The organism is Pseudomonas emilianonis, assembly GCF_023072625.1.
Taxonomy (GTDB): Bacteria; Pseudomonadota; Gammaproteobacteria; order Pseudomonadales; family Pseudomonadaceae; genus Aquipseudomonas; species Aquipseudomonas paraveronii.
Map to the genome: position 1 here is coordinate 1 of NZ_JAKNRV010000136.1, position 12999 is coordinate 12999.

Sequence of the window (12999 nt, forward strand, 5' to 3'; positions counted from 1 at the left end):
AGGTCTTGGAGTCTTGCAGCGGGAAGTAATTCTTGCCCAGCACGGTATAGGGGTTGGCCTTGTACGGGCCGGTGTGCAGGGTTGGCGTGGCATCCGGGATTTTCGACACGTCGACGTCCCACCACGGCACGCGGGATCACGTCGGCATCCTTGGCCAACAGCGGATCATGCAGGTCCAGGCGGTGACGTTTCATAGCGGGCTCGCAGCTTGGCTGAATTGCGAAACATTTTGGCTATTCTGTGCAATGCCGTCCAGCCTTGCGAGCACTCATAGTGAGATTTACTCTCATTAAGGAGCTCTGCCATGCGCCTCGACAGTTCAACATTTCCCGTGGTGAAGATCGTTTTTGATGCCCCGAATGAAGGCGGGTCGCAGGACAGCTTCGTGATGTTCGAAGGCCTGCTGGCACGTCAGCAATCTTTTGTGCTGCTGTATGAAAAAGCCTTGGACGAACTCAATCACGCGCATTCCTACGAAGAGCGCGAGCACGCCTCGCTCTGGATGAAGAAACACCGGCAGACCCTGCGTGCGTATGTCAAAGGCATGATCCAGGTGGAGCCCTGCGCGGCCAAACGCCGGGCACTCAAGCCATTCGCCATGACCTTCGGCCAGGCCTGGGGTTATCCGCTGCTGCTGGTGGGGTCCAATGACCAGGCATGGGCGTTGGCGCAGGATGTGCTGGATGAGCAGGTGTCGGATGTGACGTATTTCTAAGCCACCCACCGCCACCCGTCCTCGCCGCCAGTGGGACTGCCGCGCACATTGAAGTATCCTCCGCGCCCCGCTTACCACTGATTCAAAGAACGATGACAGGACAAGACATGCAGGCGCTGTTGGAGTCGATTCTCGACGAAGTTCGTCCACTGATCGGCCTCGGCAAAGTCGCCGACTACATCCCCGCGCTGGCCGACGTGCCCGCTGATCAACTGGGGATCGCTGTGTACGGCAATGACGGCGCGTCCTACTGCGCCGGGGATGCCGATACCCTGTTCTCGGTGCAGAGCATTTCCAAGGTGTTCAGCCTGGTGCAAGCCATCGACCACGGCGGCGAAACCATCTGGGAACGCCTGGGCCACGAGCCCTCGGGCCAGCCGTTCAACTCGCTGGTGCAGCTGGAGTTCGAACGCGGCCGCCCACGCAACCCCTTTATCAATGCCGGCGCGCTGGTGATCTGCGATATCAATCAGTCACGCTTTGCCGTGCCGATTCTGTCGATGCGCGACTTTGTGCGGCGCCTGTCGGGCAACCCGCAGATCCTGGTCAACAGCGTCGTCGCCGAGTCGGAAGCGCAACACGGCGCACGCAATGCGGCCATGGCCTACCTGATGAAGTCGTTCGGCAACTTCCATAACGACGTCGACGCGGTGCTGCACAGTTACTTCAATTACTGTGCGCTACAAATGAGTTGCCTGGATTTGTCCAAGGCGTTCAGCTTCCTGGCCAACGAGGGGGTAAGTGCCCACAGCGGCGAGCAGATACTGACCGCGCGCCAGACCAAACAGGTCAACTCGATCATGGCCACTAGCGGGCTGTATGACGAAGCGGGAAATTTCGCCTATCGCGTGGGCTTGCCGGGCAAGAGCGGGGTCGGCGGCGGCATTGTCGCGGTGGTGCCGGGGCAGTTCACGGTGTGCGTGTGGTCGCCGGAGTTGAACGCGGCGGGGAATTCGCTGGCGGGGATCAAGGCGCTGGAGTTGTTGAGTGAGCGGATTGGCTGGTCGGTGTTTTGAGATTGCTTCCGTGTGTGCAGGAGCGATTTTAAGACGCCTGGTCTCACAGCATCACGAATCCAAATGTGGGAGGGGGCTTGCCCCCGATTACAGTGTGTCAGTCAATACAGCTGTGACTGATCTACCGCTATCGGGGGCAAGCCCCCTCCCACATTTTGGTTCGGTCAGCTATTGCCTATCAGGCAATCGCATCCCAAGCCCGATCACCGTGCTCGTCTTTGATTCGAGTCGGCAAGCCCATCACGTCCAGCGCCTTGAGGAACGGCTCAGCCGGCAGCTCCTCAACGTTGGCCATGTGCTTCACATCCCACTCGCCACGTGCAACCAGCAGCGCAGCGGCGACGGGTGGCACGCCTGCGGTGTAGGAAATGCCCTGGCTTTCAGTTTCCGCAAAGGCTGCTTCATGGCACGCCACGTTGTAGATGAACATCTCGCGTGGCTGGCCATCCTTGGTGCCTTTGACCAGGTCGCCGATGCAGGTCTTGCCGGTGTAGCCAGGGGCGAGTGAAGACGGGTCGGGCAGCACGGCCTTGACCACTTTCAACGGCACCACTTGCAGGCCTTCGGCGGTGGTGACCGGCTTTTCGGAGAGCAGGCCGAGGCTGTTCAGTACGGTGAACACGTTGATGTAGTGTTCACCGAAGCTCATCCAGAAGCGCACGTTGGGCACGTCGAGGTTTTTCGACAGCGAGTGGACTTCATCGTGGCCGGTCAGGTACAGGTTCTGCGAACCGACCACCGGCAGGTCGTCGGTGCGTTTGACTTCGAACATGGTGTTGCTGGTCCACTGGCTGTTCTGCCAGCTCCACACCTGTCCGGTGAATTCGCGGAAGTTGATTTCCGGGTCGAAATTGGTGGCGAAGTATTTGCCATGGGAGCCGGCATTGACGTCGAGAATGTCGATCGAATCAATGCGGTCGAAATGCTCTTGCTGCGCCAGCGCGGCATACGCGTTGACGACACCCGGGTCGAAGCCCACGCCAAGGATGGCGGTGATGTTCTTCTGTTTGCACTCTTCCAGGTGGTTCCATTCGTAGTTGCCGTACCACGGCGGGGTCTCACAGACCTTGCCCGGCTCTTCGTGGATGGCGGTGTCGAGGTAAGCCACGCCGGTATCGATGCAGGCACGCAGCACCGACATGTTGAGGAACGCGGAGCCGACGTTGATGACGATCTGCGATTGTGTCTCGCGGATCAGGGCCTTGGTCGCTTCCACGTCCAGGGCGTTCAGCGCAAAGGCTTGGATGTCGGCGGGTACTTTGAGGCTACCCTTGGCCTTGACGCTGTCGATGATGGCCTGGCATTTGGAGATGTTGCGCGACGCGATAGCAATACGACCGAGTTCGTCGTTGTGCTGCGCGCACTTGTGGGCCACCACCTTGGCGACACCTCCTGCACCAATGATAAGAACGTTCTTTTTCAATTGCTTTATCTCTCCTTTATCCGCCAGCTTACGAAAGGCTGGACAGGTAGTCGTCGTAACCAAATTCACGAACCACTTCGACTGTACCGTCGAGTTGTTTCACTACGATGGACGGCATTTTCAGGCCGTTGAACCAGTTTTTCTTGACCATGGTGTAGCCCGCGGTGTCGATGAACGACAGCCGATCGCCGATGGCCAACGGACGATCAAATTGATACTCGCCGAAAATGTCCCCGGCCAGGCAGGATTTGCCGCATACCATGTAGGTGTGTTCACCCGCGCTCGGCGCCAGCTTGGCGTTGAGGCGGTAGATCAGCAGGTCCAGCAGGTGGGCTTCGATGGAACTGTCGACCACGGCGAGGTGTTTGCCGTTGTAGAGGGTGTCGAGCACGGTGACTTCCAGCGAGGCGCTGTTGGTGATCGCGGCTTCGCCGGGTTCCAGGTACACCTGCACGTCGTACTTCTGCGAGAAGGCTTTCAAGCGTGCGCAGAACGCGTCCAGCGCATAGCCTTCGCCGGTGAAGTGGATGCCGCCGCCGAGGCTGACCCAATTGACCTTGTGCAGCAGCGCCCCGAAGCGCTCTTCGATGGTACACAGCATCTTGTCGAACAGGCTGAAGTCGTCGTTTTCGCAGTTGTTGTGGAACATGAAACCGGAGATCTGCTCAATCACGCCTTCGATCTTCACCGGGTCCCATTCGCCCAGACGGCTGAACGGGCGCGCCGGGTCGGCCAGCAGGTAATCCGAACTGCTCACCTGCGGGTTGACGCGCAGGCCGCGGGTCTTGCCCTCGGAGCGCTCGGCAAAGCGCTGCAGTTGGCTGATGGAGTTGAAGATGATCTTGTCGCAGTTATCCAGCATCTCTTCGATTTCATCGTCGGCCCAGGCCACGCTGTAGGCGTGCGCCTCGCCTTCGAACTTCTGGCGGCCGAGCTTCAATTCATACAGCGACGACGACGTGGTGCCGTCCATGTATTGCTGCATCAGGTCAAACACCGACCAGGTGGCAAAGCACTTGAGCGCCAGCAACGCCTTGGCGCCGGACTGTTCGCGCACGTAGGCAATCTTCTGCATGTTGACCAGAAGCTTCTGTTTATCGATGAGGTAGTACGGCGTTTTGATCATTTTTGAGAGCCTACGGCGGTGCCTGCCAAAAAAGGACACGCATTGTGCCCGCACTTGGCGCAGATCGGAAGGTTAGCGGGCGGATTTTGCGCGTCGGGTTTTCAAGCATAGCCACGGAATATGACTATCCAACGGCATGCACCGGTCCAATGTGGGAGGGGGCTTGCTCCCGATAGCGGTGGATCAGCTGGCCTATCGGGTGCCTGACACAACGCTATCGGGGCCAAGCCCCCTCCCACATTGGGATCGCGGTGTATCCAGGGCGCTGACATCAAACCGTCATCTGCCCACCACGTTCCTGCCACATTGCGCCGTTACTGTCGTCGCCAATGAGATCGATCTCAAGCGAGTGACAATGACTGATTTGAAAGACGTTGCACGGCTGGCCGGGGTATCCCGCGCTACCGCTGCCCGCACCTTTGCCTCTCCCGACCAGGTACGCCCGGCGACGCGTGAACAGGTGTTCGCCGCTGCCCGCGAGCTGGGTTTTCGGCCTAACTTGCTCGGCCGCCAGTTGCGGCTGCAAACCACCAACCTGATCGGCGTGGTGGTGCCCAATTTGCTCAACCCCGTCTTCGCCGAGCAATTGCAGGCCATGGAGCGTGCGGCCCGTTTGCGCGGCTACAGCCTGTTGCTGGCAACCACCGACTACAGCAGCGAGCGCGAAAGCATTGTGGTGGAAGAGTTGCTGCGCCAGCGCGTCGACGGCCTGGTGCTGACGGTAACGGATGCCGAAAGCAACAGCGTGCTGCACAGCCTGTCCAGCGAGCAGACGCCGTTTGTGCTGGCCTACCACCAACCCAGCAACCCCGACTACAGCGCCGTGTCCGTCGACAACCGCGCCGGTATGGCCCTGGCTACGCGCTATTTGCTGGAAGCAGGGCACCGGCGCATCAGCATGGTCGCCGGCCCCGCGTTGCAGTCCGACCGCGCACGTCTGCGTTACGCCGGTTATTGCGATGGGATGAAAGAGCATGGCCTCCAAGCTCGCCCGGTGATCGAAATGCCAGCCCACACGCAGGCTGAATTCGCCGCCATCGCCCCGTTTCTCAAAGGCCCGGATGCGCCGACCGCGCTGGTGTGCTCCAACGACTTCCTGGCGATCAGCCTGATCGCCGAGCTGCGCCGCAACGCCTGGAACGTACCCGAGCAACTGTCAGTGATGGGCTTCGATGGCATCGCCCTCGGCACCCAGATGCACCCGACGTTGTGCAGCGTGGTGCAGCCCATCGCGTTGCTCGCCAGCACCGTGATTGACCAGTTGCTGGCGCAGATCGCCGGCAACGTCCCGATTTCCCATTGCCTGCCTTGCCATATCCGGCCGGGTGAAAGCACTCAACCCCATGAGGAGACCCTCGATGCGCGTATTCAGTAAAACCCTGGCAGCCGTGCTGCTGTGCGGTATGGCCAGCCTAGCCCAGGCCGCCGACACGGCGATTTGCTACAACTGCCCGCCGGACTGGGCCGATTGGGGCACCCAGCTCAAGGCCATCGCTTCCAGCACCGGCGTGCAGGTGCCGCTGGACAACAAGAACTCCGGCCAGTCCCTGGCGCAGTTGGTGGCGGAGAAAGCCGCTCCGGTGGCCGACGTGGTGTATTACGGCGTGACCTTCGGCCTGCAGGCGCAAAAGGCCGGCGTGGTCGATGGCTACAAACCCAAGGGTTGGGAGCAGATTCCCGTCGGTTTGAAAGACCCGTCCGGCCAATGGTTCGCCATCCACTCCGGCACCCTGGGCATTATGGTCAATGTCGATGCCCTGGGTGGCTTGCCGGTGCCGCAGAGCTGGGCCGACCTGCTCAAGCCTGAATACAAAGGCATGGTCGGCTACCTGGACCCGTCCAGCGCGTTTGTCGGCTACGTGTCGGCGGTGGCGATCAACCGCGCCCTGGGCGGCGACTTGGACAACTTCGCCCCGGCCATCAACTACTTCCAGACACTGGCGAAAAACGCCCCCATCGTGCCCAAGCAAACCGCCTATGCGCGGGTGTTGTCCGGTGAGTTGCCGATCCTGGTGGACTACGACTTCAACGCCTACCGCGCACGCTACAAAGACAACGCCAACGTCGCTTTCGTGATTCCCAAGGAAGGCAGCATCAGCGTGCCCTACGTGATGAGCCTGGTGGCCAACGCGCCGCACCGCGCCAATGGCGAAAAAGTCCTCGATTTCGTCCTGTCCGATGCAGGCCAGGCGCTATGGGCGAAGGCATACCTGCGCCCGATACGCCCGGTGCAGATGCCGGCCGAGGTCGCCGCGCAGTTCCTGCCCGACAGCGATTACGCCCGCGCCGGTGTGGTGGACTACCAGAAGATGGCCGCCGTGCAGGAAGCCTTTGCCGCTCGTTACCTGAACGAGGTCAAGTAAGTGGCCGCATCGGCAAGACACGCTGCCTGGGCCCTGGCCCCGGCCTTTGCGGTGCTGCTCGCGTTCTGGTTGTTGCCGCTGGCGCACCTGATGGTGCTCGGCGCCGAGAGCCGCGACAGCAACGGCAGCGGTTATTGGCAGGTACTCAGCAGCGCGCAGTATCTAGGCAGCCTGGCGCAAACCTGTGCGCTGGCGGTGTTCGTCACGCTTGTGGCGCTACTGATCGGCGGCATCAGCGCTGTATTCCTGGCGCGCCAGCAGTTCTTCGGGCGCTCGGCGCTGGTTGCGTTGCTGACGTTCCCGTTGGCATTCCCGGGTGTCGTGGTGGGCTTTCTGGTGATCCTGTTGGCCGGGCGCCAGGGCTTGCTGGCGTCCCTGGGCCTGCAGTTGGTCGGTGAGCGCTGGATCTTCGCTTACTCGCTGGCCGGGTTGTTTGTCGGCTATCTGTACTTCTCGATCCCACGGGTAATCCTCACGGTGATGGCCGCATGCGAAAGCCTCGACCGCAGCCTGGAAGAAGCCGCGCACTCGCTGGGAGCAGGGCATTGGCGCGTGGTGTGCGATGTGATCGTGCCGGGCCTGGCACCGGCGTTGGCGTCCTGCGGGGCGATCTGCTTTGCCACGTCGATGGGCGCCTTCGGTACGGCGTTCACCTTGGGCACGCGGCTGAACGTGACCCCGGTGGCCATCTACAACGTGTTCACCAACTACGCCAACTTTGCCGTCGCCGCAGCGCTTTCGGTGGTGTTGGGCGCGCTGACCTGGGCGGTGTTGCTGCTCACCCGGCGCTGGGTGAAAAACGCGGGGACTGTCCTGTGAAGCGCTCATCGCTGTTCGTGATGCAACTGCTGTTTACCCTGCTGGTGTGCGCCTTCATGTTGGTGCCGGTGTTGATGTCGTTGCTGGCCGGGCTCACGCGCAATTTCTTTGTGGGCCTGTCCAGTGGCCTGACCTTCGATTGGCTGATCCAGGTCTGGCAGGCCTATTCGCCGACGGTGTGGTTGTCGCTGCAACTGGCCCTGGCCTGCGCGGTGTGCGTCTGCGTGATCGGCGTGCCGGCGGCCTACGCTCTGGTGCGCATGAACAATCGCTTCAGTCGCGCTTTCGAGGAACTGATGGTGCTGCCGGTGGCGATGCCGGGGCTGGCCAGCGCGCTGGCCTTACTGTTGACCTACGGCCAGTTCGGCGCGTTTCGCAGCAGTTGGCTGTTCATTTTGGTCGGCCATGTGCTGTTCACCTTGCCGTTTTTGGTGCGCCCGGTGATGGCGGTGATGCAGCGCCAGCACTTGCCGGTATTGGAGGAAGCGGCGGCCAGCCTGGGCGCAGGTCCCATCAAGCGCTTTTTCAGCGTGGTGGTGCCCAATTGCCGGGCGGGCATTCTCGCGGGTGTGCTGATGGTGGTCACCTTGTCGCTGGGTGAATTCAACCTGACCTGGATGCTGCATACGCCCATGACCAAGACCCTGCCCGTGGGCCTGGCCGACAGCTACGCCTCGGCGCGCCTGGAAATCGCCAGCGCCTACACCCTTATCTTTTTGCTGATGATCGTGCCGCTGCTGATTGCGTTGCAGGCCATCAGTGCTCGTTTGTCCCGTGGAGAGCGTCGATGACCGCTATCACTATCCGCCTGCAAGGTTGCCGCAAGGCGTTCGCCGACGGCACCGTGGCCGTGCATGACTTGGACCTGACCGTCGAAGGCGGCGAAACCCTCGCCATTCTCGGCCCGTCCGGTTGCGGCAAAACCACCACGTTACGCCTGATCGCCGGCCTGGAACGCCCGGATGTGGGCCAGGTGTTCTTCGGCGACCAGGATGTCACGCGCCTGCCCATCGAGCGCCGTGATGTGGGCATGGTGTTCCAGAACTATGCGCTGTTTCCCAACCTGGATGTGGCCGGGAATATCGTCTATGGCCTGAAGATTCGCGGTATGTCGCCAGCGGAGCGCAACAAGCGCTGCGAGGAACTGCTGGAGCTGGTGGGTTTGCAACACCATGGCAAGCGCAGCATCCACGAGCTCTCGGGTGGCCAACGCCAGCGCGTGGCCTTGGCCCGTGCGCTGGCGCCGCGGCCCAAGGTGCTGTTGCTGGACGAACCCCTGGCCGCCCTCGATGCGCAATTGCGTGAGCGCCTGCGCAGTGAGTTGAATCAACTGCTGCGCGGCCTCGGTATCACCTCGGTGTTTGTCACCCACGACCAGGGTGAAGCCATGGCCCTGGGTGATCGCATCCTGGTGATGGAGCACGGCCGCGTCGCGCAACTGGCCAGCCCACGGGACATCTACCAGAAACCCGCCAACGCCTTCGTCGCAGGCTTTGTCGGCAACCTGAATGCCTTCCACGTCATTGAGCCGTCACCCCATGGTTTGAAAGTCTGCGGCGGCGAGTTGCCGTGGCATACAGCGCAGTTGCCCGGCATCGTGTACTGCCGCCCCGAACACTTGCGGGTGATGGAGCACGAAGGGCATCTGCACGGCCATCTGCTGGCGCAGTTTTTCCAAGGTGCGCAAAGCCGCCTGCTGGTGGATGTGGGCGGCCCGCAACCGTTGTTGGTCGACAGCAACGACCACCAGCTATACGCCGTCGGCGCGCCGATTGCCTTGGCGATCGCGCCGCACATGTTGTTCACCCTGAATGCGTGAGAGTTGCCTTTTGAACCGTCCGTTTCTTGTTGCGCAGATCAGCGATCTGCACCTTAAAGCCGGTCAGCGCCTGACTTACGGCGTGGTCGACACGTTGGGTGCGCTGCGCCGCGCCGTCGACCATCTGAACGCCAGCCACCCACGCGCCGATATCGTGGTGATCAGCGGCGACCTGGTCGACTTCGGCCGTGCCGATGAATACGCCGTGCTGCACCCTGAACTGGCACGCCTGCAGATGCCTTGCTACTTGGTGCCCGGCAACCATGACGCGCGCGGGCCGTTGCTGGACGCGTTCGGCGATCACACCTACTTGCCGAGTTCGCCGGCGGGCCCGTTGGATTGGGTCGTCGACGCACACCCGCTGCGCTTGATCGGCCTCGACTCCACCATCCCCGGTGGTCATGGCGGCCAACTGCTGGACAGCCAGTTGCAGTGGCTCGACGACCAGTTGGCACTCCGTCCGCAAGCGCCTACCGTGCTGATCCTGCATCACCCGCCGTTTATCAGCGGCATCGGCCATATGGACCGCGAGCACTTTATCAATGCCGCCGCCCTGGAAACCGTCGTGGCGCGCCACCCGCAAGTGGAACGCCTGCTGTGCGGGCATTTGCACCGGTCGATGCAGCGGCGTTTCGGCGGCAGTTTGAGCTGTGTATGCCCTGGCACGTCCCATCAGATCGTGCTGGATCTGCAAGACGCCGCGCCGGCGCATTTCAACCTGGAACCGGCGGGTTACTTGTTGCATCGCTGGGATGCGCAACAGGGGTTGGTCAGCCACAACGGCGTGTTTGGGGACTACCCGGGGCCGTATCCGTTTTATGACGCTCATGGATTGATTGACTGAGGTTTTACGGAGGTTCACTTCACCCACCCAAGTAACTGAACGTTAGTTAACGCAACGGCCAACTCAAGTGTGGCCGCGTGCTTCCTGCTGTCCATTTTTAGCGCACGGAACTTGGATTCCGCGCCGGAGTTCGTCCTGATGAAAGCCACTTTGAATGTATTAAGCCTACTGACCGGCAGCTTGGGCATCGCCCTGAGCCCCCTGGCTTCGGCCGATTTTTTGAGCGACAGCAAAGCCAACTTGAGTATGCGCAACTTCTACTTCAACAACGACAACCGCGACGGCACCGCCGCACCGTCGAAGACTGAAGAGTGGGGCCAGGCGTTCATGCTCAATTACCAGTCGGGCTTTACCGACGGCACCGTCGGCTTTGGCCTGGACGCGGTCGGCATGCTCGGCATGACCCTCGACAGCAGTGCCGGGCGCCATGTCGGCAGTTCGATGATCCCCAGCGATGACGGCAAGGCCGTGGACAACTGGGCCCGTGGCGGCGCCACCGCGAAGGCGCGTTTCGCCAAGACCGAAGCGCGCTACGGCTACCTGCGCCCGAACCTGCCGATCCTGGTGAGCAACGATGGCCGCCTGTTGCCGCAATCGTTCGAAGGCGGGCAGGTCACCAGCAAAGACATCGACAACCTGACCCTGATCGGCGGCCAGCTTCAACACACCACCGGGCGCGGCTCCAGCGACCGCAGCGGCCTGGCGGCGGCGGGCGGCACCCAGGAAAGCAATAAATTCACCTACGCCGGTGCCGACTACCAACTGACCAAGGACCTGATGGTCCAGTACTACTACGCCAACCTCGAAGACTATTACCAACAACACTTTGCCGGCTTGATTCATGTATTGCCGCTGGGCGACTACGGTTCGTTGAAAACCGACCTGCGTTACTTCAAGACCACCTCCGACGGTAAAAACAGCAGCGTCGCCGGGCGCGCCGAAGGCTACAAGTTCAGCGGCTATACCAAAAATAGCAGCGGTGAAATCGACAACAACACCTGGAGTGCGGCCTTCATCTACTCCCTGGGGCCCCACGCGATTACCGCCGGTTACCAACAAGTGTCCGATGACAGCAACTTTGCCCAGCTCAACCAGGGCGGCCTGGTGAACAAAGGGGAGGGTGGCTCCAGCCTGTACCTCTACACCGACCGGACGGTGCAAACCTTTATCCAGGCCGGCGAGCGCACGGCCTTTGCGCAGTACGCCTATGACTTCGCGGCGTTGGGTGTGCCGGGCTTGAAGGCGTCGATGATGTATTTGAAAGGCGACCATATTCTCACCGCCAGCGGGAATAACGCCAGCGAGTGGGAGCGGGATATTTCGTTGGATTATGTGGTGCAGAGCGGCACCTTCAAGAACGTCGGGTTCGGCTGGCGTAACGGTGTGTCGCGCAGTGAGGTCGCGCGGGACCAGGACCAGAATCGCCTGTTTGTGAGTTATTCGATTCCGTTGATGTAAGTGGCGGGGAGGATCGAATCAGTGCCCCTGTAGGCGCGAGCAAGCTCGCCCCTACAGGGGCTCGCCCGCATGACGAAATCGGTGACGCGGGTCGGCAGCGAGTGCGTCATGGCCCTATTAACATGAGTAGATCTTGTGATCATTAGGAATAAAATGAGTTTGTCTCACTATGCGAGTCTGCCGACAATGGCCGCCATCACTAACGGTATTGGAGTTGTAAGTCATGGCAGTCGCTCATTCCCTCGGATTTCCACGCATTGGACGCGATCGTGAACTGAAAAAAGCGCAGGAAGCGTTTTGGAAGGGCGAACTCGACGAAGCCGGCCTGCACGCCGTTGGCCGTGACTTGCGCAAGGCGCATTGGGCCTTGCAAAAACAGGCCGGCATCGACCTGTTGCCCGTCGGTGATTTTGCCTGGTACGACCAGGTACTCACCCATTCGCTGATGTTCGGTGTGATCCCTGAGCGCTTCCGCCCGGCTGATGGCAAAGCCACCTTGCAGACCTTGTTCGGCATGGCGCGCGGCGTCAGTGACCAGTGCTGCGGCGGGTCGCATGCCCAGGAAATGACCAAGTGGTTCGACACCAATTACCACTACCTGGTGCCTGAATTCAGCGTCGACCAGCACTTTCACCTCGGTTGGGAGCAGCTCTTCGACGAGGTCAAGGAGGCGCGTGACCTGGGCCACACCGTCAAGCCCGTGGTGATCGGCCCGCTGACTTACCTGTGGCTGGGCAAGGCCAAGGGCGAGGATTTCGACAAGCTCGACCTGCTCGAACGGCTGCTGCCACTGTACGGCCAGATCTTCCAGCGCCTGGCTGACCTGGGCGTGGAGTGGGTGCAGATCGACGAGCCGATTCTCGTACTCGACCTGCCGCAGGCATGGAAAAACGCCTTCGAACGCGCCTACAACCTGATCCAGCGCGATCCGCTGAAAAAGCTGGTCGCGACTTACTTCGGTGGCCTGGAAGAAAACCTCGGCTTGGCCGCCAACCTGCCGGTGGATGGCCTGCACATTGACTTGGTGCGCGCACCGGAGCAGTACCCGACCATTCTCGATCGCCTACCGGCCTACAAAGTCTTGTCCCTGGGCGTGGTCAACGGCCGTAACGTCTGGCGTTGCGATCTGGAACACGCCCTCGGCACCCTGCAGCACGCCCATGAGAAACTGGGCGATCGGCTGTGGGTGGCGCCGTCCTGCTCGTTGCTGCACAGCCCGGTCGACCTGGGCCGTGAAGACCAACTCGATAGCGAGTTGAAAAGCTGGCTGGCGTTCGCGGTCCAGAAGTGCGCCGAAGTGGCCGTGCTGGCCCAGGCCGTCAACCAGCCCGAAGCGCCCCTCATCCAACGCATGCCGCGCCGTGAAATACGGCAAGCTGCCAATCCCCACATGCTGCAACACCTCATCCAGGCGCA

General features: G+C 61.3%; 11 protein-coding genes and 2 pseudogenes. 10 read left to right on the plus strand and 3 right to left on the minus strand.

Annotated features, from left to right (window positions below; translation table 11 throughout):
* Window positions 1-127: pseudogene (locus tag L9Z73_RS15185) on the minus strand (septal ring lytic transglycosylase RlpA family lipoprotein); the annotation flags it as partial.
* 177 nt (window positions 128-304) lie between these two features.
* On the opposite strand from L9Z73_RS15185, the gene L9Z73_RS15190 reads away from it, so the two are divergent.
* A complete protein-coding gene (locus L9Z73_RS15190; RefSeq protein WP_247402339.1) occupies window positions 305-715 on the plus strand; it encodes a hypothetical protein in 411 nt (136 codons plus the stop codon).
* 107 nt (window positions 716-822) lie between these two features.
* A complete protein-coding gene (gene glsB / locus L9Z73_RS15195) occupies window positions 823-1731 on the plus strand; it encodes a glutaminase B (RefSeq protein ID WP_247402342.1) in 909 nt (302 codons plus the stop codon).
* A 178-nt stretch (window positions 1732-1909) separates the two neighbouring features.
* On the opposite strand, the gene L9Z73_RS15200 is transcribed toward glsB, so the two are convergent.
* Both L9Z73_RS15200 and L9Z73_RS15205 read right to left on the minus strand, forming a co-directional pair.
* Entirely contained in the window at window positions 1910-3154 is a 1245-nt protein-coding gene (locus L9Z73_RS15200; RefSeq protein WP_247402344.1) for a saccharopine dehydrogenase family protein, read from the minus strand.
* Between the two features lie 28 nt (window positions 3155-3182).
* Window positions 3183-4280: a carboxynorspermidine decarboxylase gene (locus tag L9Z73_RS15205; RefSeq protein WP_247402347.1), complete on the minus strand. Its 1098-nt coding sequence runs from the start codon at window positions 4278-4280 to the stop codon at window positions 3183-3185.
* A 355-nt stretch (window positions 4281-4635) separates the two neighbouring features.
* Here L9Z73_RS15205 and L9Z73_RS15210 point away from each other — a divergent pair, with 355 nt between their 5' ends.
* From L9Z73_RS15210 to L9Z73_RS15245, 8 genes and pseudogenes are all read left to right on the plus strand, one after another.
* On the plus strand, window positions 4636-5655 hold the full coding sequence (locus tag L9Z73_RS15210; protein WP_247402349.1) for a LacI family DNA-binding transcriptional regulator: 1020 nt from the start codon (window positions 4636-4638) through the stop codon (window positions 5653-5655).
* Entirely contained in the window at window positions 5639-6643 is a 1005-nt protein-coding gene (locus L9Z73_RS15215; protein ID WP_247402352.1) for an ABC transporter substrate-binding protein, read from the plus strand. Before L9Z73_RS15210 ends, L9Z73_RS15215 begins: the two co-directional genes overlap by 17 nt.
* The gene (locus L9Z73_RS15220) at window positions 6644-7462 is read left to right on the plus strand and encodes an ABC transporter permease (protein WP_247402355.1); all 819 of its coding nucleotides are present in this window, start codon (window positions 6644-6646) and stop codon (window positions 7460-7462) included.
* Complete coding sequence (locus tag L9Z73_RS15225) at window positions 7459-8253, plus strand: ABC transporter permease (protein WP_247402358.1); 795 nt, start codon at window positions 7459-7461, stop codon at window positions 8251-8253. Before L9Z73_RS15220 ends, L9Z73_RS15225 begins: the two co-directional genes overlap by 4 nt.
* Window positions 8250-9281, plus strand: a complete 1032-nt coding sequence (locus L9Z73_RS15230; protein WP_247402361.1) for an ABC transporter ATP-binding protein — start codon at window positions 8250-8252, stop codon at window positions 9279-9281. The genes L9Z73_RS15225 and L9Z73_RS15230 overlap by 4 nt, the downstream gene beginning before the upstream one ends.
* Window positions 9282-9291: 10 nt before the next feature.
* Window positions 9292-10125, plus strand: a complete 834-nt coding sequence (locus tag L9Z73_RS15235; RefSeq protein WP_247402364.1) for a phosphodiesterase — start codon at window positions 9292-9294, stop codon at window positions 10123-10125.
* Between the two features lie 138 nt (window positions 10126-10263).
* On the plus strand, window positions 10264-11583 hold the full coding sequence (locus L9Z73_RS15240) for an OprD family porin (protein ID WP_247402368.1): 1320 nt from the start codon (window positions 10264-10266) through the stop codon (window positions 11581-11583).
* 223 nt (window positions 11584-11806) lie between these two features.
* Window positions 11807-12999 (plus strand): annotated as a pseudogene (locus L9Z73_RS15245) (5-methyltetrahydropteroyltriglutamate--homocysteine S-methyltransferase); the annotation flags it as partial.